Annotated in this window: 18 protein-coding genes; 6 read left to right on the forward strand and 12 right to left on the reverse strand. The window is 66.4% G+C overall.

Features of this window, described 5'->3' with window-relative positions:
* Entirely contained in the window at window positions 1–993 is a 993-nt protein-coding gene (trpD, locus tag C8J42_RS08155) for an anthranilate phosphoribosyltransferase (protein WP_133019593.1), read from the reverse strand.
* Window positions 990–1,673, reverse strand: coding sequence for an aminodeoxychorismate/anthranilate synthase component II (locus C8J42_RS08160; RefSeq protein WP_133019594.1), 684 nt, complete (start codon window positions 1,671–1,673; stop codon window positions 990–992). Before C8J42_RS08160 ends, trpD begins: the two co-directional genes overlap by 4 nt.
* Window positions 1,674–1,857: 184 nt before the next feature.
* On the opposite strand from C8J42_RS08160, the gene C8J42_RS08165 reads away from it, so the two are divergent.
* Window positions 1,858–2,262, forward strand: coding sequence for a hypothetical protein (locus C8J42_RS08165; RefSeq protein ID WP_133019595.1), 405 nt, complete (start codon window positions 1,858–1,860; stop codon window positions 2,260–2,262).
* 167 nt (window positions 2,263–2,429) lie between these two features.
* Here C8J42_RS08165 and trpE read toward each other — a convergent pair whose 3' ends face one another.
* Both trpE and C8J42_RS08175 read right to left on the reverse strand, forming a co-directional pair.
* Window positions 2,430–3,923 (reverse strand): anthranilate synthase component I, encoded by a 1,494-nt coding sequence (gene trpE / locus C8J42_RS08170; RefSeq protein ID WP_133019596.1) that lies wholly within the window; start codon window positions 3,921–3,923, stop codon window positions 2,430–2,432.
* A gap of 4 nt (window positions 3,924–3,927) precedes the next feature.
* Window positions 3,928–5,883, reverse strand: a complete 1,956-nt coding sequence (locus C8J42_RS08175) for a peptidylprolyl isomerase (protein WP_133019597.1) — start codon at window positions 5,881–5,883, stop codon at window positions 3,928–3,930.
* A 134-nt stretch (window positions 5,884–6,017) separates the two neighbouring features.
* Between C8J42_RS08175 and tpiA the strand changes: the two genes are divergently transcribed.
* Window positions 6,018–6,767 (forward strand): triose-phosphate isomerase, encoded by a 750-nt coding sequence (gene tpiA / locus C8J42_RS08180; RefSeq protein WP_207897102.1) that lies wholly within the window; start codon window positions 6,018–6,020, stop codon window positions 6,765–6,767.
* 155 nt (window positions 6,768–6,922) lie between these two features.
* Window positions 6,923–7,621 (forward strand): hypothetical protein, encoded by a 699-nt coding sequence (locus tag C8J42_RS08185; protein WP_133019599.1) that lies wholly within the window; start codon window positions 6,923–6,925, stop codon window positions 7,619–7,621.
* A gap of 117 nt (window positions 7,622–7,738) precedes the next feature.
* Here C8J42_RS08185 and C8J42_RS08190 read toward each other — a convergent pair whose 3' ends face one another.
* Together C8J42_RS08190 and C8J42_RS08195 are read right to left on the reverse strand one after the other, a co-directional pair.
* Window positions 7,739–9,127 (reverse strand): leucyl aminopeptidase family protein, encoded by a 1,389-nt coding sequence (locus C8J42_RS08190; RefSeq protein ID WP_133019600.1) that lies wholly within the window; start codon window positions 9,125–9,127, stop codon window positions 7,739–7,741.
* Window positions 9,124–10,515, reverse strand: coding sequence for a serine hydrolase domain-containing protein (locus C8J42_RS08195; protein WP_133019601.1), 1,392 nt, complete (start codon window positions 10,513–10,515; stop codon window positions 9,124–9,126). The genes C8J42_RS08190 and C8J42_RS08195 overlap by 4 nt, the downstream gene beginning before the upstream one ends.
* Window positions 10,516–10,679: 164 nt before the next feature.
* Here C8J42_RS08195 and C8J42_RS08200 point away from each other — a divergent pair, with 164 nt between their 5' ends.
* Window positions 10,680–10,826 carry a lmo0937 family membrane protein gene (locus C8J42_RS08200; protein WP_107954842.1) on the forward strand — a complete coding sequence of 49 codons (147 nt, stop codon included), beginning with the start codon at window positions 10,680–10,682 and terminating at the stop codon, window positions 10,824–10,826.
* 104 nt (window positions 10,827–10,930) lie between these two features.
* Here C8J42_RS08200 and rimO read toward each other — a convergent pair whose 3' ends face one another.
* Window positions 10,931–12,283: a 30S ribosomal protein S12 methylthiotransferase RimO gene (gene rimO / locus C8J42_RS08205; RefSeq protein WP_133019602.1), complete on the reverse strand. Its 1,353-nt coding sequence runs from the start codon at window positions 12,281–12,283 to the stop codon at window positions 10,931–10,933.
* 94 nt (window positions 12,284–12,377) lie between these two features.
* Here rimO and C8J42_RS08210 point away from each other — a divergent pair, with 94 nt between their 5' ends.
* A complete protein-coding gene (locus C8J42_RS08210; RefSeq protein WP_133019603.1) occupies window positions 12,378–13,520 on the forward strand; it encodes an anhydro-N-acetylmuramic acid kinase in 1,143 nt (380 codons plus the stop codon).
* A 357-nt stretch (window positions 13,521–13,877) separates the two neighbouring features.
* On the opposite strand, the gene C8J42_RS08215 is transcribed toward C8J42_RS08210, so the two are convergent.
* From C8J42_RS08215 to C8J42_RS08230, 4 genes are all read right to left on the reverse strand, one after another.
* Window positions 13,878–14,201: a hypothetical protein gene (locus tag C8J42_RS08215; protein ID WP_133019604.1), complete on the reverse strand. Its 324-nt coding sequence runs from the start codon at window positions 14,199–14,201 to the stop codon at window positions 13,878–13,880.
* 89 nt (window positions 14,202–14,290) lie between these two features.
* The gene (locus C8J42_RS08220) at window positions 14,291–15,469 is read right to left on the reverse strand and encodes a VWA domain-containing protein (protein ID WP_133019605.1); all 1,179 of its coding nucleotides are present in this window, start codon (window positions 15,467–15,469) and stop codon (window positions 14,291–14,293) included.
* A 12-nt stretch (window positions 15,470–15,481) separates the two neighbouring features.
* Entirely contained in the window at window positions 15,482–17,383 is a 1,902-nt protein-coding gene (locus C8J42_RS08225) for a CocE/NonD family hydrolase (RefSeq protein ID WP_133019606.1), read from the reverse strand.
* Between the two features lie 235 nt (window positions 17,384–17,618).
* Entirely contained in the window at window positions 17,619–18,185 is a 567-nt protein-coding gene (locus tag C8J42_RS08230) for a CHAP domain-containing protein (RefSeq protein WP_056482168.1), read from the reverse strand.
* Window positions 18,186–18,549: 364 nt separating this feature from the next.
* Here C8J42_RS08230 and C8J42_RS08235 point away from each other — a divergent pair, with 364 nt between their 5' ends.
* Window positions 18,550–18,975 (forward strand): hypothetical protein, encoded by a 426-nt coding sequence (locus tag C8J42_RS08235; protein WP_056482165.1) that lies wholly within the window; start codon window positions 18,550–18,552, stop codon window positions 18,973–18,975.
* Between the two features lie 58 nt (window positions 18,976–19,033).
* Here C8J42_RS08235 and C8J42_RS08240 read toward each other — a convergent pair whose 3' ends face one another.
* Window positions 19,034–19,888, reverse strand: a complete 855-nt coding sequence (locus C8J42_RS08240; protein ID WP_060525606.1) for a MoxR family ATPase — start codon at window positions 19,886–19,888, stop codon at window positions 19,034–19,036.
* Window positions 19,889–19,895 lie beyond the last annotated feature (7 nt).

Raw genomic sequence — 19,895 nt, forward strand, 5'->3', positions numbered from 1 at the left:
TCAGTAGGCGATCCAGCGGGCGAGCAGCGCGTCGGCGCTGCCGGTGTCGAGGGCGGCGGCGGCCTTGGCCGCGCCGTCGACAAGATTGGGGACGGTGCCGGCGACCATCAAGGCGGCGGCGGCGTTGAGCAGGACGGCGTCGCGGTAGGCGCCGGTCTCGCCTTTCAGCAGGCGGCGGAGCGCGTCGGCGTTGTGGCGTGCGTCGCCGCCGCGGATGTCGATGATGGCGTGGCGGGTGAGGCCGGCGTCTTCGGGGGCGACTTTGGCGGGCAGCGTTACGGTGCCGACCGAGGCGACGATGCTGGGGCCGGCGCCCGACAGTTCGTCGAGGCCTTCTTCGCCCGAGACGACGAGCGCGGCTTCGGTGCCGAGCTGTTCGAGGGCTTCGGCGTAGAACGTGACGTAGTCGGGGCGGGCGATGCCGATGAGCTGGCGGGTGGTGCCGGCCGGGTTGGCGAGCGGGCCCATCAGGTTGAAGATGGTGCGCTTGGCTATGCGTTGGCGGATCGGGGTGATGCGCTTCATCGCCGGGTGATGGTTGGCAGCGAACAGGAAGGCGATGCCGATCTCGTTGAGGCTTGCCTCCGCGGTGGCGCCGGCGCGGTGCATGTCGAGGCCGAGAACCTCCAGCGTGTCGGCGGCGCCGGCCTTGCTCGAGGCGGCGCGGTTGCCGTGCTTGGCGACGGGGACTCCGCACGCTGCGACGACCAGCGCGACGGCGGTCGACACGTTCAAGGTGTGGTGGCCGTCGCCGCCGGTGCCGCAGACGTCGATCGCGCCGGCGGGGGCGTCGATCGGGATCATCCGGTTGCGCAGTGCGCGCGCGGCTTCGGCGATCTCGATGCTGGTCTCGCCGCGGGTTGCGAGATCGGTGAGGAAGGTGGCGATGGCGTCGTCGCTGGCGCGGGCGTCGAGGATGTCGGCGAACGCTTCGCGGGCGGATTCGCGCGAGAGGGGGGAGCTGGGGTCGGGAAGGAGCGTGGTGGTGGTCACATTCCCCTCCCATTTGCGGGAGGGGTCAGGGGAGGGGCGTCCTGTCCAGCCGAGGTCGTGGATGCGGCGCGGCCCTCCCCCGACCCCTCCCGCAGGCGGGAGGGGAGTTGGTGGGGAATGTTCGCCATCTTGAGGAAGTTCGCGAGCATTTCGTGGCCGTGTTCGGTGGCGATGCTTTCCGGGTGGAACTGGACGCCGTGGATCGGCAGCGTCTTGTGGCGGAAGCCCATTACCGTGCCGTCCTGCGCGGTCGCGTTGACGACCAGCGTGTCGGGGACCGCGTTGACGATCAGCGAGTGATAGCGCGTGGCGATGAACGGCGAGGGCAACCCGGCGTACAGCCCGGTATCGTCGTGGACGACGGGCGAGGTCTTGCCGTGCATCAGGCCGCCGCGCTCGACCTTGCCGCCGAAATGCTGGCCGATCGCCTGGTGGCCGAGGCACACGCCGAGCAGTGGCTTGCCGGCGTCCGCGCAGGCGGCGACCAGGTCGAGGCTCACGCCTGCCTCGGTCGGCGTGCAGGGGCCGGGGGAAATGAGGAACGCGTCCGCGCCCGACGACAGAGCCTGCCCGGCGGAGATCGCATCGTTGCGGACGACTTCGACCTCGGTACCAAGCTCCATCAGATAATGGACGAGGTTCCAGGTGAAGCTGTCGTAATTGTCGACGACGAGGATCATGGCGCCGCCATAGCCGATGCGGGGCGCGGTGCAACAGCGCTCGGCCGGGACGGTTGGGCGCTAATTGTCCTTGGCAAGGTCGCGAACGGCGATGGCGGTTCCTATATCGCCTGGGCAGGCGACCATCATTCAGTGCGGAGCAATGCTGCATGACGGACGTTATTCGCTCAAAGGAGCCTGATCCATGTTTCGTACCGCTGTCCTCGCCGCACTGATCGCATTCCCCGCCATGGCGTACGCGCAGGAGGCGCAGGTGGACACGCCGCCGCAGCGCATTCGCAGCGTGACGCTGACCGGGGACCAGGCGTGCCCGAAGTCGACGGCCGGCGAAGTCGTGGTGTGTTCGACGCTCGACCAGCCGTATCGCATTCCGAAGCAGTTGCGCGACGACAGGCCGATCGCCGCGCAGAACCAGAGCTGGGTCAATCGTGCGGCGTCGATGGATCAGCTCGGGCGTGTTGCCGGCGGGTTGCCGGATACATGCTCGGCGGTCGGGACCGGAGGCCAGTCCGGCTGCTTCCTGGCGCGGAACAATGCCTATGCCCAGGAGCGTCGTGCGCCGGCTAGCGAGACGAACACGACGCCTTGATTTGATCAACGTCGGTTGATGCGTGGTTGTAGTCGAGCAACCGCCTCTACCACCCCGGCGAAGGCCGGGGCCAAATTGGGGGACGGTGTTAACCGAGGTTGCGTGTTGTTACGGCGACCTTCCCAATTGGGCCCCGGCCTTCGCCGGGGTGGCGTTATCGGGCGGGCCTACTGACCGAAACCCGGAGCTTTCGCCCGGCTGACCGCTTCCCGTGCTGCCGCCAGGATCGCGCCAGCCTTAGCTTCACATTCACGTTGTTCGTATTCGGGTATGCTGTCGGCGACGATGCCCGCACCGGCCTGGACGTGGATCGTGCCGTCCTTCACCACCGCCGTCCTCAGCACGATGCACGAGTCCATCGAGCCGTCGGGCGAGAAATAACCGACCCCGCCGGCATAGGCACCGCGGCGTTCAGGTTCCAACTCGGCGATGATCTGGCAGGCGCGGACTTTCGGCGCGCCGCTGACGGTGCCGGCGGGAAAGCCGGCGAACAGCGCGTCGAGTGCGTCCTTGTCGGGGGACAGCGTGCCGACGACGTTCGAGACGATGTGCATGACGTGGCTGTAGAACTCGACGCTGTAGCTGGCGGTTACCTTCACCGACCCCGGCGCCGCCGCGCGGCCGACGTCGTTGCGGCCGAGATCGAGCAGCATCAGATGTTCCGCGCGCTCCTTTGGATCGGCGAGGAGGCTGACGCGGTTCGCCTCGTCCTCGGCGGCGGTCTTGCCGCGCGGGCGCGTGCCGGCGATCGGGCGGATGGTTACCTCGTCGTCGCGGACGCGGACGAGGATCTCGGGGCTCGAGCCGATCAGCGCGAAGCCGGGGAGATCGAGGTGATAGAGGAACGGCGACGGGTTGATGCGCCGGAGCGAGCGGTAGAGCTCGAACGGCGGTAACGCGAACGGCGTGCTGAAGCGCTGGGCGAGCACGACCTGGAAGATGTCGCCGGCGAGGATGTAGTCTTTCGCGGTGGCGACCATCTCCCCGTAGCGGCCTTCGGGCAGCGCCGGCGTGTATTCGGGCTCGGCGACGTCGGCGCGGATCGGTGCGGGGACGGGCGTGCTGGCGAGCTTGGCGGCGACCGCGTCGAGACGATCTTCGGCATCGGTGACTATCGCGTCGGCATCGCGTGCCGGATCGGGCCAGGCCGGTGCGACGAGGTACAGTGCGTCGGTCAGGCGGTCGAACACCAGGATGACGGTCGGGCGTACGAAGATCATGTCGGGCAGGCCGAGCGGATCAACCGGCGGCTGCGGCAGGGTCTCGACCAGGCCGATCGTCTCATAGCCGAAATAGCCGACCAGGCAGGCCAGCGCGCGGGGCAGTTCCGCGGGAACGTCCGCGCGGCATTCGGCGACCAGCGCGCGGAGTGCATCGAGCGTGGGGACCGGGCATGGCTCGAACGTCTCGCGATCGGTTGCCCAGTGGCGGTTGATCTCGGCGCTGTGGCCATGCGCGCGGAACAGCAGGTCGGGCGCGAGGCCGATCAGGCTGTGGCGACCGCGGGTCTCGCCGCCCTCGACCGATTCGAGCAGGAAGTCGCCACGCCCAGGCTCGATGAGCTTCAGCGCGGCGGCGACCGGCGTTTCGGTGTCGGCGACCTGACGACGCCAGACGAGCGCGGGACGCCCTTCGGCCAAGGCTTCACGCGCGCTCGTCATACGATCAGTTCCCGGCGCCGCCCTGGCCGAGCAGGTCGGCACGGACGCGCGCGAGTGCGGACGGGTTGGTCTTCACGCCGACATCTGCCCGGACCGCCTTGGCGAACTGCTCGACATATTCGCGACCGACCGAGCGGGCGATGTTGCCGCGCGCTGCCTTGATTGCTGCGTCGTTACCGGTCGCGTTGCCGCTCTGGACGTTGTCGAGCTTGATGACGAACCAGCCGCTGTCGTCGGGCGCCGCCAGCGTCTTGGCGGTGTTCGGCGCCATGCTGAACATCAGCGCGAGCGCGGGCGGGGCACCGCGCGGATCGGCGGCAAGCTGCGCACGGGCGGCGGTCAGCGTGCGTGCGGGCGGCATCGGCAGCTTGGTCTGCGCCAGCGACTGCTGGATCGTCATGCCCTTGTTGATGCGCGCGAGCACTTCGCCGGCAACACGACGGGCGGCCTGGCGAGCGCGATCGGCAGTCACGTCCTTGAGCACCGCGGCGCGAACCTGTGCCAGCGGACGCGGGGCGGAATGAACGACGCGGTCGAGCGCGACGACGGCGAAACCGCCATCGGTGCCGACCTGGACCAACTGCGGGCCATCGCCATCGGCCGCCTGGAACGCGGCGGCGACGAGTGGCGTAAGCGCAGGGTCGGGTTTGCTGGCGGGATCGTCGGGGTTGATTCCGCTGGCGATCAGCGCGGGCGTGGTGACAGCCGCGAGCTTCTGGTCGGCGATGACTTCGTCGAACGTCGCGTTCTTCGACAGCGAATCGTCGATCTTGTCGTGGATCGACGAAAGCGCCTCGGCCGACTTCTGGATACCGAGCGCGGCAGCGATTTCGCCACGCACCTGATCGAGCGAACGGGCCGCGACCTTTTCGACCTTGTCGACCTTGGCGACGGTCCAGCCGAGCGGCGTGCGGACCGGGCCGATTACTGCACCGCCGGCGGCAGCGAAGACGGCATCGGCGACCTGCGCGGACGTCGTTCCGGCATAGGCGGCCTTCTCGACACCGGTCTGGGTCGAGGCTTCGAGACCGGCACCGCGAGCGGCGTCGGCGAGGCTGGTGCCACCCTTCACCTTGGCGGCGATCGCGGCGGCACCGGCCTGGTCGGCGACGACGACCTGCGTGATGTCACGCTTCTCGGTCGCGGCGTAGCGGGCGCTGTCCTGCTGATACGTCTTGGCGATCTCGGCGTCGGTCGGGACGGCCTGTGCCTTGACGGCCTCGGGCGTGATCATCGCGTAGCGGACGACGCGGCGCTCGGGGACAGTGTAGCGAGCGATGTTGCGCTGATAGAAGGTATTGAGGTCCGCATCGCTCGGCGCGGGGCCGGCGGGGACGAGGGCGGCAGGAATGAAGCCGATCGTGCCGGTGCGCTTTTCGAGCAGCAGCGATGCGTAGGGCAGCGCGAGCTGGCTGGCGACCTGAGTCGCGCCGTTCGAGGGCAGCGTCAGCTGCTGCGCGAAGGTGTCACGCTCGATATCGCTGCGGATCTGCGCGTCGGTCAGCTTCCGCTGCGCGAGCACCTGGCGGTAGAGATTCTCGTCGAACTTGCCGGTCGGGCCCTGCAGCGCGGGGATGCTGGCGATCTGGCCATCGATCGCGCGCTTGCTGACGACCATGCCCTGCGCACGGCCGAACTGCTCGAGCGCCATGCTGGAGATGATCCGGTCGAGCGTGCCGTCGAAGCCGCCCTGGTTGACGAAGGTCGCCATGTCGAGCGTCGGCTGCTGCTGGCGGAAGCCCTCCATCTCGGTCTGCGCCTGCGTCTTCAGCTGGTTCGCGGTGACGTCCGCCTTGCCGACCTTGGCGACGTCGCCGCCGGTGATTCCGGCGCCGCCGGTCATCGAGCTGAGCCCGGTGACGTCACCCGCCGCGAACGCTAGCGCGATCACGCCGAGTACCAGGAACGTGATGATCACGCCGACCTTCGAATGGGTAAGGCGGCGGAAGAAAGCGAGCATGGACAGCCGATCGACAGGGATGGGAACGCGGTTGCTTTACGGGGGCGAGGGCGGCTCTTCAAGTCGGGCGCGCAACGTTGCTTGGGGTTGTGCGGGGCGGGTGCTGCGCTATCGCTGGTCAAAACATGCGGGAGATGACGATGCGGCGTAAGCTTGTAGCCGGAAACTGGAAGATGAATGGGTCGCGCGCGGCGCTGGCCGAGCTCGATACGATCGCTGCGGCAGCGGCTGCGGCGCCAGGCGTTGACGTCGCGGTGGCGGTGCCGTTCACGCTGATCGACGCGGCGTCGCAGCGCGTGCCAGGGCTGGCGATCGGCGCGGAGGACGTCCACGAGGCGGATTCGGGCGCGCATACCGGGTGCGTGTCGGCGTCGATGGTCAAGGAAGTCGGCGCGTCGTTTGCGATCGTCGGCCATTCGGAGCGACGTGCGGACCAGCACGAGACCAGCCACGACGCCTGGGCGAAGGCGGCGGCGGCGCGGCGGCAGGGGCTGAACGTGATCCTGTGCTGCGGCGAGACAGAGGCGGAGCGGGACGCGGACCGTGCCGAGCGCGTGGTGCAGGCGCAGATCGAGAAGTCGGTGCCGGACAATGCAGACGGCAGCTGGTTCACGCTGGCTTATGAACCGCGCTGGGCGATCGGCACGGGACGTACGCCGACGCTGGACGAGATCGCTGCGATCCATGCGATCGCGCGCGCGAAATTGCGGATGCTGATCGGCGACGCGGCGGCGGGGGTGCGGATCCTGTACGGCGGGTCGGTGACGGGCGCGAATGCGGCGTCGATTCTCGATACGCCGAACGTCGACGGGGCGCTGGTCGGTGGTGCTAGCCTGACCGCGGAAAAGTTCGTGCCGATCATCGAGGCTGCCGCGGGACTGTGACGGTCGTTCCGGTCGATCTTGATCCTGATCTGGACGTTTGTGATCAAGATCGTCGGCGCGGCGTGTTAAGTCTCGATAAACATGGCGGTCTTATGGTTGGTTAACTGATTCGACGGCTGGGTCGTCGATCGAACAACTGCGGTACGAGGGTGGATATGGCCAAGTGGTTCCCCGGTTGCGTGAGTGCCTCGCTGATCGCGAGCGCCGTCCTGTGTCCGATCGCGGCGCGAGCGGAGACGCCGCGTGAGTTGCTGACGCAGGCCGGGTTCGTCGACCGCGATCGCAATGTCGCGCTGGCGCGGATCGACCGGGCGGCGGCGGCGGCGGGGCAGGCGCTGAGCCGTTCGCCGAACGACGCCGAGGCCGCGATCATGCAGGCGATGGCGAAGGGGTATCGCGCCAAGCTGCTCGGCAACCGAAGCGAGGCGATCGCCGCGCGGAAGCAATATGAGGCGCTGGTCGTCCGTTATCCGCGCAATGCGGAGGCGCAGGCTGCGCTTGGCGCATGGCATGTCGGGGTGATCGCGAAGCTCGGGCGGTTCGTCGGGCGTGCGGTCGCGGGGGCGCAGAAGGCTACCGGGTTCGAGGCTTTGGATCGGTCGGTGGCACTGGGTGGTAACCGCGCGATGTTTGCCGGGCTTGCCGGGTTGTTGCGGTTGGAGCTTGATCCGAATGATGCTCGGGGACGGGCGCTGGTGGAGACGGCGAGTAAGGCGCCGACGCCGACCGCAATTGACGGGTATGTGCGGAAAGCTGCGGTGGCAGTGCTGGTGCCGTTGCGCGCTGGCGACGCGAATGCGACGAAGGCTCTGGCGGACAAGTTGCTGCCGTTCGGGCAGTTTGCGACGGGGTGATGTCGTCTTCGCTTGCGCTGTCCCAAGCATCAGCTTGTTCCTCCGCGGAGGCGGGGGCCCAGGATCTCACAGGCTGACGTTCGTGACCCTGGCCCCCCGCCTCCGCGGGGGAACGGGTTAGCTAAGCGAGAACCTTGTCTTCAACATCGCGAACGCGGCGCGGAGGGCGTAAGCTTCGCCGCCCTTCGGCCGCCCCGGCTTGGCGGACGGGCGCCACGCGAACACGTCGAGATGGGCCCACGCCGCGGTCTTCGGCACGAACCGGCGCAGGAACAGCGCGGCGGTGATCGCACCGGCGAACCCGCCATCGGGTGCGTTGACCATGTCGGCGATGTCCGACTTCAGCATCTCATCATACCCGTTCCAGAGCGGTAGCCGCCACATCTGGTCGTTCTGTTCCAGCCCGCATGCGAGCAGGTCCGCCGCCAGCGACTCGTCGTCGGTGAACATCGGCGGCAGATCGGGGCCGAGCGCGACGCGCGCTGCCCCCGTGAGCGTGGCGAAGTCGAGGATCAGCTCGGGATCGCTCTCGCCCGCCTTGGTCAGTGCGTCGCCGAGCACGAGGCGACCTTCGGCATCGGTGTTGGTGTTCTCGACCGTCAGCCCCTTGCGCGTGGCGAGCACGTCGCCCGGGCGGAAGGCGTTGCCGGCGATCGAGTTTTCCACAGCAGGGATCAGGAGATGGAGGCGGACCGGAAGCTTGGCGGCCATCACGAGGCTCGCGAGCGCCAGGGCATGCGCCGCGCCGCCCATGTCCTTCTTCATCAGTCGCATGCCGGCCGACGGCTTGATGTCGAGCCCGCCGGTGTCGAACGTGACGCCCTTGCCGACCAGCGCGATGCGGGGGTGCGACGGGTCGCCCCATTCGAGTTCGATCAGGCGAGGCGCGCGGTCCTTGCTCGCGGCCTGGCCGACCGCGTGGATCATCGGGTAGCCGGTCGCGAGCGCATCGCCGCGCGTGGTCGTGACGGTCGCGCCGTGGCGTTTGGCGAGCGTCTCGGCAGCGGCTTCGAGATCGGCGGGCCCCATGTCGGAGGCGCCGGTGTTGACGAGGTTGCGGACGAGCGCGGTGGCTTCGGCGAGGCGAACCGTCTCGTCGATGTGTGCGGCGTCCGCGGTCAGGAGCACGCGCGGGCCGGTCGCGTCGGGCTTAACGTACCGTGTGAACTGGTGCTGGGCGAGCATCCAGCCAAGCCCGGCTGCGCCGACGGGGCCTTCCGCGAGTCGGTAGGTACCCGCAGGCAGCGACGCGCCGAGCGAGGCGATCCGCCAGGGGGACGTGACGGCTTCGTTGCAGACCAGCAGCATCGACCAGTCGTCCGCGGTCTCGCCGGGCAGGACCGCGCGGTCGCCGGGCTTGCCGGTCAGCCGGTGTGCGGCGATCGTCGTGCGGATGCGCTGCGACTGTTTGGCGAGCCAGCTTTCATACGCGTCGGGCTCGACGACGTGGATCGTCCGCGCGGGCTGGCCGCGGTCGGGTTGGAGCATCGAAGCGAAGTCGGTCATTGTGCGGGCGCCACCAAAAGTTGTTCGTATCGGCCGTTCGCGCCGGGCTCGGCATAGGTGCTGAGCGAGAGCGTGCGGTCGGGATAGGTGATGCGGTAGGTGCGGTTGACGAAGCCGCCGCGCAAGCGGGTCTTGCCGGTTTGTGCGAATGCGGTGGGCTCGCCGAGTGCGCCGAGGCTGGTCTTGTAGTCGGAGAGCGCGACCGGCTTGAAGTAATAGTTCGCGTCTTCAGTCAGCCCTTTGCGGTCGAGCGTGCCGGTGCGGAGCTGGTCGTAGACGGCGCGGGCTCGGGCGAGCGCGGCGGTGTCCTCGGCATTGGCGGGTGCGGTGGGCAGGACGATCTTGGCGACGCCCGCGGCGATGCGGCCCGTTGCGTCGCTGAACCAGCTATTGGTGAGGACGACGATGGCCGCCTTGTCGTCGGGATAAACGGTGTTCTCGGACAGGAAGCCGACCGCTTCGCCGCTGTGCTCGACGTAGCGGCGGCCGTTCGCGCTGCCGGTGAAGACGCCGAGGCCGTAGCCGTTGCTAGATCCGTCGGCGAGTTTGACGGGGGTTTCCTGCGTGGCCCAGTCGTCGGCGGGGAGCGTGGTGCGGTTGAGGCGGGCGACGTCCCATTTGGCGAGGTCTTCGGCGCTCATCGAGAGTTCGCCGGCGGCGTAGAGCCAGCCGTCCGCGCTCGGCGTTTCGGGGCGGACCGGGCCGAGCGCGAAGCGGCCATAGCCTTGCGGGTAGGCCTTGCCGATTGCCTTGTCCTGATCGAGCGCGCGGATGTCGAGCGGCTTGAAGATGCGTTGCTGGAGGAAGGTGAGGAGTGGCTGGTGTGCGACCTTCTCGACGATGAGCCCGGCGACGACGTAGCCGGTGTTGGAATATTGCCACTGCGTACCGGGCTGGAAATCGAGCGGCTTCTTGGCCCAGAGATCGACGATCTGCTGCGGCGTGACGGGCTTGGCCATCGCCGCGAAACTGTAGTCCTGTGGCCAGTAATCCTGCAGGCCTGAGGTGTGGCTGAGCAACTGGCGGATCGTGATCCGGTCGCCGCCGGTGATGCCGGGGATGTATTTCGCGACGGTGTCGTCGAGGCTCAGCTTGCCCTCGTCCTCAAGCAACAGGATCGCGGCGGCGGTGAACTGCTTCGAGATCGAGGCGATCTGGTAGGGAAGTTTCGGGTCGGCCTTGGCGATCGTTTCGGAAGGTTTGCCGTACGCCTTGGCGAACACGATCCGGCCGCCGCGGACGACGGCGATCGAGGCCGAGGGGACGCCGGTGTCGCCGAGCGCGCCGGTGACCAGCGTGTCGATCTGTGCGGTTTCCGCGGGGGTGAGCGATTGCGCGATGGCGGGGGCCGGGAGCAGCGCGGCGACGGCGAGGAGGCGGAGGATCATGCGCCCAACGAAGCAGAACCGGCGTGCGCGCGCAACGCCGTGATTTTTATTCCGTGGCGGTTGAAGGGGTTAGGCTAGGGCAGAAATGTTGACGGAACACGCCGTGTTACACGCACGTTTCATCGTCCGACCGGGAGCCTTTTCACGTCTTAGGGGACACAACCATGCTGTATACCATCGCCGTCATCCTGCTGATCCTCTGGCTGGCAGGCTTCGCCTTCCATGTTGCAGGCGGACTGATCCACATCCTGCTGGTGATCGCGGTCATCGTCGTTCTGGTGAAGCTGTTCACCGGGCGTAACGTCGTCTGACGGACTCGCGAACTTAGCCGTTCTCCCGCGGACGCGGGAGTCCAGGATTACGAACGGGATTGTTCGAGATTCCTGGACCCCCGCTTTCGCGGGGGAACAGCTAATTAAACGGGAACGCCGTAGAGGTCGTGATCGTCGGCGTCTTCGATCGTGACCGGGACGATGTCGCCTACCGTCAGGTGGCCGGAATCGCGGAGGAACACTTCGCCGTCGATCTCGGGCGCGTCGGCCTGTGAGCGGCCGGTGGCGCCTTCTTCGTCGACCGCGTCGATGATCACGTCCAGCGTGCGGCCAATCTTGGCCTGCAGCTTGGCCGCGGAGATGGCCGCGGTCTTTTCCATGATGCGGGCGTAGCGCTCTTCCTTGAGTTCTTCGGGCACGTGGTCGGGCAGCAGGTTCGCCGCCGCCCCTTCGACCGGTTCGAAGCGGAACGCGCCGACACGGTCGAGCTGCGCCTCGTCGAGCCAATCGAGCAGATACTGGAAATCCTCCTCGGTCTCGCCGGGGAAGCCGACGACGAAAGTCGAGCGGATCGTGATGTCGGGCGCGATCGTCCGCCAGTTATGGATGCGCTGAAGCACTTTCGCGTCGTTGCCGGGGCGCTTCATCCGGCGCAGCACCGATGGTGCGGCGTGCTGGAACGGGATGTCGAGATACGGCAGTACCAAGCCTTCAGCCATCAGCGGGATGACGTGGTCGACGTGCGGATACGGGTAGACATAGTGAAGCCGAACCCACGGCGCGATCTTGCCGAGTTCGCGCGAGAGGTCGGTCATGTGCGCGCGGACGTCTCGGGCTTCGTTGCGGGACATCGGGCCGCCGGTCTTCACCGGCCAGCTGGCGTGGCGGAGGTCGACGCCGTACGCCGACGTGTCCTGGCTGATGACCAGCAGTTCCTTGGTGCCGGCCTCGACGAGCTTCTCCGCCTCGCGCAAAATCGCGTCGGGGCGGCGGCTGACGAGATCGCCGCGCAAGGACGGGATGATGCAGAACGAGCAGCGGTGGTTGCAGCCCTCCGAGATCTTCAGATAGCTATAGTGGCGCGGCGTCAGCTTCAGGCCGGCGTCGGGGATCAGGTTGAGGAATGCGGACGGCGGCATCGGTGCCGCTTCGTGGACAGCGCCGACGACCTGCTCGTACTCATGCGCGCCGGTGATCGCGAGGACCTGCGGGAAGCGCGCGCGGATCGCGTCGGCTTCCTTGCCCATGCAGCCGGTGACGATGACGCGGCCGTTCTCCGCGATCGCCTCGCCAATCGCCTCGAGGCTCTCCTCCTTGGCGGAGTCGAGGAAGCCGCAGGTGTTGACCAGCACGATGTCGGCACCGGCATAGTCGGGGGACATGTGATAGCCGTCACCGCGCAGCTGGGTGAGGATCCGCTCGCTGTCGACGAGGTTTTTCGGACAGCCGAGCGAGACCATGCCGATCTTCGGCGGGGAGGGGAGTGTTGTTGCCATGAAGCCCGCGCACATAGGCGCAAAGTTCGGTTTTTTCTAGGCGGGCGAATTTGCTTCGGCCATGGATGGGCGGATTGCGCGGGAAGGAACCGATATGCTGGCGATTGGACTAATGTCGGGGACGTCGCTCGACGGGATCGACGCGGCGTTGATCGAGACCGACGGCGAGGCGTTCGTGCGACCGATCGCGTTTCGTGGCGAGCCGTATTCGGATGCGGCGCGGGCGCAGCTGGCGGAAGCTACGCGGATGGCGCTGACGTTCGACAAGCCGCGCGCTAGTCCGCCGGTGGTTGCGGCGGGTGAACTGATTACGCGCGCGCACGTGTTTGCGGTGCACAAGTTGCTGGCGGATGCGGGGGTTGCGGCGGCGGAGGTCGATGTGATCGGCTTTCACGGGCAGACGATCGCGCATCGGCCGGATCGGCGCTGGACGTGGCAGATCGGCGATGGGGCTGCAGTGGCGCGCGCTACCGGGATCACGACGGTATCGGATTTTCGGTCGGCGGACGTCGCGGCGGGCGGGCAGGGCGCGCCGTTGCTGCCGGTGTATCACGCGGCGCTGGCGGCGAGGCTGGAGGGGCCGGTCGCGGTGCTGAACCTCGGTGGGGTGGGGAACATCACCTTCATTCCCGGCGGGCGGGACATGCATGATTCGCGCGAGATGTCGCCGGAGCGGGCGCAGATGGCGGATCGCGATGGGCTGGTGGCGTTCGATACCGGGCCGGCGAATGGGCTGATCGATAGCTGGGTCGAGGCGGAGACGGGCGCTCGGTATGATGCCGGGGGGGCGTTGGCGGCGTCGGGGCGGGTCGACGAGACCGTGTTGACGGCGATGCTCGATCACCCGTTTTTCGATGCGCTTCCGCCGAAGTCTTTGGACCGCAATGATTTTACGATCCAGCCGGCGCGGGGGCTGTCTGCCGCGGATGGGGCGGCGACTTTGACCGCGTTTACGGCCGCGACGGTGGCGGAGGCTTTGCGGCATCTGCCGGCTCGACCGGTTCGGTTGCTGGTGGCGGGGGGTGGTCGGCATAATCCGACGATGCTGGCGATGATCGCCGCGCGGACCGGGTTGGTGGTGGAGCCTACCGACGTGCTCGGGTGGAACGGCGATGCGCTGGAGGCCGAGGGATTCGCGTATATGGCGGTGCGGACGCTGAAGGGGCTGGCGATTAGTTTTCCGGGGACGACTGGGGTGCCAGTGGCGATGGCTGGTGGGGTTGTGGATCGGGTTTGAGGGGTGGCGGCTGGGCCAATACTACCGAAACTGGAGTAAAGCTTGTTCTCCCGCGAAGGCGGGAGCCCAGTCTGGGCTCCCGCCTTCGCGGGAGAACAAGGAGGGGCGGGCGGTTCGTATTACTGCCACCCGTTACGGTAACCGCACTTCACCTTCTACCACCCCGGCGGAGGCCGGGGCCCAATTGGAAAGGTTGTCGTAACGAAGCGCGCGCTCAGTCAGCGGCGTCCCCCGATTGGACCCCGGCCTTCGCCGGGGTGGTGGTTTTCTTGGCGGGGCTGACTTGCTCAATGCACACCAAGCCCGAGCGTCAGAGCCATGATGCCGGAATGAGTCCGGCATCACAAAGCCCCAAACTTAGTCGGCCTTGCCCTTCTTGCCCTTGCCAGGCTTGGGATCGGCCGGCGTCGGTGCCTTCTTGTCCGCTTCCTTCGCCAGCAACGCCGGCGCTGCGATCGCTGCGGCAATCCCCGCGATTACCGTCGCGCCAACCGCGATCGCGGTCTTCGGGTGCGACTTCACCGCATCCGTGGCCGTCGCGAGCCCAGCCTTTGCTGCATCGGTCGCGTCCTCAACCCAGTCGCTGGTCGTGGCAGTCTTCTTCGCCTCAGCCTTCGGCTTGTGGTCGTCGTCGTGATGGACCTTGGCGTGCGGCATGGCGGAGTTGGGGATCGACGACATCGGGCGTTCCTTTGGGAAGGGAATAATACCCGGTAAACCGATCGCGTCCGTGACGGTTCCGTTACGGTCAGCCAACTACCGTGCCAACTTCATCGTTTCCGCGTCAACTCGCGCATCGCATCGTCGAGCCCGGCCAAGCTCAGCGGGTACATCCGGTCGGTCATTAGCTCGCGGATGATCCGCACCGACTCCGAGTAGCCCCATTGCGCCTCCGGCACCGGGTTGAGCCACGCTGCCGCCGGATAGGTATTCGTCAGCCGCTGCATCCAGACCGCGCCCGGCTCCTCGTTGAAATGCTCGACCGAACCGCCGGGATGGGTGATCTCGTACGGGCTCATCGACGCGTCGCCGACGAAGATCAGTTTATAGTCGTGGCCGTATTTGTGGAGCACGTCCCACATCGGCGTGCGCTCGGCGAAGCGCCGCGTGTTGTCCTTCCACACCCCCTCGTACGGGCAATTGTGGAAGTAGAAGAATTCGAGGTTCTTGAACTCGGTGGTCGCGGCGGAGAACAGTTCCTCGCAGAGCTTGACGAACGGGTCCATCGAGCCGCCGACGTCGAGGAACAGCAGCAATTTCACCGCGTTGCGGCGCTCGGCACGCATGACGATGTCGAGATAGCCTTGCCTCGCGGTGCCGGCGATCGTGCCGTCGATGTCGAGTTCGTCGGCGGCGCCGTCGCGGGCGAAGCGGCGCAGGCGGCGAAGCGCGACCTTGATGTTGCGGGTGCCGAGTTCCTTGGTGTTGTCGAGGTTGCGGAACTCGCGCTGGTCCCAGACTTTCAGCGCGCGCTTGTGCGTGCTCTCGCCGCCGATGCGGACGCCTTCGGGGTTGTAGCCGCCGTTGCCATAGGGCGAGGTGCCGCCGGTGCCGACCCATTTGCTGCCGCCCTGATGGCGTTCCTTCTGCTCCTCGAGACGTTTCTTGAGCGTCTCCATGATCTCGTCCCACGAGCCGAGCGACTTGATCGCGGCCATCTCCTCGGGGGTCAGGAATTTCTCGGCGACCGCCTTCAGCCAGTCCTCGGGGACGTCGCCAGCGGGCGTGCCGTAGCTGGTGGCGAGGCCGCGGAAGACCTTGGCGAAGACCTGGTCGAACTTGTCGAGCAGCCCCTCATCCTTCACGTACACCGCGCGGGAGAGGTAGTAGAAATCCTCGGGCGTCCGCTCGATCACCTCTGCGTCGAGCGCCTCCAGGAGGATGAGGTGCTCTTTCAGGCTGGCGGGGATGCCGGCGCTGCGGAGTTCGTCGAGGAAGTTCAGGAACACAGGATCATGTCCTCACTTGGTAGCCGCGATCGGCAGTTCGATCGCGCTGGGCTGGGCGGCCGAGTGGAAGACGCTGATCGTCGCCTTGCGGTAGTCGGCGGGCTTCGCGTCGAAGATGTTGGCGACGTAGGTCTGCGGGTTGCGGTCGTAGAGCGGGAACCAGCTCGACTGGACCTGGACCATGATGCGGTGGCCGGGGAGGAAGACGTGGCTGGCGTTGGGTAGCACGACGCGGAAATGCGTCGGTTGGCCGGCGACGATCGGGGTCGGCCTCTCGAAGCTATCTCGGTAGCGCCCGCGCAAGATGTCCATCGAGACGGCGAGTTGGTAGCCGCCCATCTCGGGCTTGTCGGAATACTCCGCCGGGTAGACGTCGATCAGCTTCACGACGAAATCGCCGTCGGTGCCGGTGGTGCTGGCGATCAGGTCGGCGACGGGGGCGCCGGCGATCGCGACCGAGCTGGTGAGCGGGGGCGTCTGGTAGGTCAGCACGTCGGTGCGATCGGAGAAGGGGCGCTGGTCGTCGACCAGCCATTGCCGCCAGGTCGAACCGGTCGCGTAGGTCGGGCGGATCGGGCGCAGGCGGTACGGGATCGGCTTGGCGGGGTCGGAGATATAGTCGTCGTGGCCGTCCTGCGCGGGGGCGGTGGCGCCGAGGCCGCTGGCGGGCTGGAAATAGAGTTTCTGCGTAGCGGACGCGTTCGGCCAACCGGCGAGCGTCTGCCACTGGTTGGTGCCGGTCTGGAACGCGGTGACGGGGGCGAGCGGTGCGGGCTGGGCGCCGGTCTTCAGTGCGCCGTTCAGGAACGGGAGCAGGACGTTCTTGCGGAACCAGAGCGCGGTGTCGGCGTCGAAGCGGATCGCGCCGAGCGTCGAGCCATCGCCGTTCGCGCCGCCATGCGCCCAGGGGCCGAGCGCGAGGTGGTTGACGTGGTTGGGGTCGATCTTCGACACGGCTTCGTAGGCTGCGACCGCGCCGTAGATATCCTCCTGGTCCCATTGGCTGGCGACCCATAGCGTCTGCACGGTCTGCGGCTGCTTCGGCAGGATCGTCTCGAGTGCTTGGCCTTGCCAGAATGCGTCGTAGGTCGGGTGATCGTGGAGGCGGTTGACGAAGGGCAACTGCTCCAGCCCGCGACTTTTCACGAACGCGCTGGCGGAACCGGCGCGCAGGAAAGTGTCGTAATCGTCGTACGCGTCGCGCCAGAGGTCGCCGGCTTCGCCCTTCGCCGCGTCCTGCGTGTAGTAATAGTCGTAGCCGATCTGGCGGAACGCGCCGCCGTGGAAGTCGTCGTCGCCCTTCCAGGTGTTGATCACCGGGTTCATCGGGACGGCGGCTTTCAGCGCAGGATGCGGGTTCACGAGCGCCATCGCGGCCATCATGCCGTCGTAGCTGCCACCGATGATGCCGACGCGGCCGTTGCTGTTCTTGAGATTCTTCACGAGCCAGTCGATCGTGTCGTAGGCGTCGGTGGAGTGATCGACTTTCGTCTTGTTGAGCGGGCCGATCAGCGGGCGTTCGTTGATATAGGCGCCGTTCGAGCCGTTCTTGCCGCGGACGTCTTCGAACACGCGGATGTAGCCGGCGTCGAAGAACATCGCGTCGGACGCGCGGAGGTTCATCGCACCGCTGGGGCTGGAGGATCGGCTGGCGACGCTCTCGGCGTTGTAGGGGGTGCGCTGGAGCAGGATCGGCGCGTCGGTGACGCCCTTGCGCTGGACGATGACCGCGTGGAGCGTGACGCCGTCCCGCATCGGGATGTCGACCTCGCGGCGGTCGAAATCGAAGCTCGAATTGGCGGGGACGAACTTGGCGGGGATGTCGCCACCGGGGGGCGGGGACTTTTCCTTCTGCGCCAGCGCGGACGTTGTGAGCAGCGCAAGGGTGATCGTCGTAAGAGCCTTGAACCGCATCACTATCCTCGCCGTCTTTTCGGATACGGTGGTGGCACGGTTTCGAGGGTGGCGGCAATGCTTAGTATTTGGGCTTAGTATTGAAGCGCGCGGCTCTTCTGGCTCCCCTCCCTGGAAGGGAGGGGCTGGGGGTGGGTAGGTTTCAGTATCCCGGCACGGTTGCGACTAAAGCGGGCCGACCCACCCCCGACCCCTCCCTTCCAGGGAGGGGGGAAAGTTAGGGGGAAGGGGGTGTTCAGCGGGCAATGGGTTCGCCGCTTACGGGCACATAGGCGTCGATCAGCGCGCCCACATAATCGGGGTTCCGGCTCGTTAATTCAGCAGCCGCATGCGCGTGACCGTAGATGAAGCCGTACACCGGATACACCCCGCCGCCGAGGCCGTCGACGTCCTTGTACCAGACCTTCACGTCGCTCCAGTCGTTGTTGCGCGAGACGTCGAACAGCGTGACGTCTTGTTCGGCATGGCCGCGCTCGCCGTTCTGGCGTGACCAGTTGGCGTGGGTGAGCATGACGACGCGCTTCTCGACCACCCGGCTGACGACGGCGACATGGCCGAACGGCAGGCGCGGGGTCTTAGCGAAGACGATGACGGCGCCTTCCTTGGGCTTGTGCGTGCGTTCGTACTTGCCGTCGGCCTGCTCCCACCAGGTCCAGGCGTTGCCGTAGATCTGGATACCCGACGCGGCGCGGGCGAAGGGGACGCACTGGCCGACATAGTCGAGCAGAGAGGCGGATGCGGGGGCGGCCATGCCGATTGCCAGCAGTGCCGGCGCCCAACGACGGAAAGCATACAATCTCATGCCGTCACCTTGCCGGACAGGTATGGCATTATTGTTGCCGCAGATGGTTAATGTGCATCAATATCTAATCCGTGGGACTTCGCCGCGATCTGCTCGCCGATCGCCGTGACCGTCTCGACGAATTGCGGTCACAATGGCGCGGAATAGCTGAACGGACGGTGACGTCGATCCTGTTGATTCAAATACGTATAGTTCTCGAACACGGGCCACGAAAACTGCGGCGTCGTGCAATAACTCCGAAGTGGTCGCGTATCGACGGACCGATCCCGGGATTTGCGTTCAAAGAGACTAGGTGGTTCCCCGATCGGAATACTTCGCTTGTCCGACTGAGTGATCACGGTTTCACCATAAAAGGATTGTGATCATGTCGGTCGATATCAGCGATACAATCGATGCAGTTGCGGCAGAAGCACTGCTGGCCAACGTTGTAGACTGGAAGCAGTATGACGGATTGCGCGTTACATCGCACACCAGCGGGGCAGTCTATCTGGTGATGTGGGGCCAGCTTCACTGGATCCCGGATCCCGCAACCTTCAATAGCGTGTTCAAGGACTGGAACGGGATCGTCAACAGCGATTACATCGTCGACAACATGCCGAAGGCGTTGTCGCTGGCACCCGGTTCGTTCATCGCGATCAGCGGAGCGTCGCCGGCGTGGTATTTCGTGACGCTCGGCAAGAAGTTGCACATCCCCGATCCAGCGACGGTGAATCGCTTCAACTTCCGCAGCCCGATCTCGCTGCCGCATCTGGCGCTGGACTATATCCCGACGGGTCCGAACGTCACGTAACGCTCGAACTATCGGACCGGCGGCGGTGCTCATCCGCGGCCGCCGGTTCCTCGATAGCTTACCCCTGGTTCTTCTGCCGCTTCGCCATGAAGGCGAGGCGTTCGAACAGCATGACGTCCTGCTCGTTCTTCAGCAGGGCACCGTGCAAGGGCGGGATCGCCTTGGTCGGGTCGCGGTTCTGGAGGATGTCGAGCGGCATGTCCTCGTGGAGCAACAGCTTGAGCCAGTCGAGCAGCTCGCTGGTGGACGGCTTCTTCTTCAGGCCGGGCACGTCGCGGACGTCGTAGAACAGGTCCATCGCCTTGCTGACGAGGATCTTCTGGATGCCGGGGAAGTGGACGTCGACGATCGCCTGCATGGTCTGGCGATCGGGGAACTTGATATAGTGGAAGAAACACCGGCGCAGGAACGCGTCGGGCAGTTCCTTCTCGTTATTGCTGGTGATGATGACGATCGGGCGCTCGACCGCGCGCACCGTTTCCTTGGTCTCGTAGACGTGGAATTCCATCCGATCGAGTTCCTGCAACAGGTCGTTGGGAAACTCGATATCGGCCTTGTCGATCTCGTCGATCAGCAGGACGGGCGGCGCGGGTTGCGTGAACGCCTCCCAAAGCTTGCCCTTGCGGATATAGTTGCCGATGTCGTGGACGCGCGCATCGCCGAGCTGGCCATCGCGCAGGCGAGCGACCGCGTCGTACTCGTACAGCCCCTGTTGCGCCTTGGTGGTCGACTTGATGTTCCACTCGATCAGCGGCGCGCCGAGCGCCTTGGCGATCTCGTAGGCCAGCACGGTCTTGCCGGTGCCGGGCTCGCCCTTGATCAGCAGCGGGCGGCGCAGCGTCACGGCGGCGTTGACCGCGACTTTCAAATCGTCGGTCGCGACGTAGCTCTGGGTGCCCTCGAAGCGCTTCATGCGATGT

Origin of the sequence: Sphingomonas sp. PP-CE-1A-559 (genome assembly GCF_004340965.1) — a bacterium.
Lineage (GTDB): Bacteria > Pseudomonadota > Alphaproteobacteria > Sphingomonadales > Sphingomonadaceae > Sphingomonas.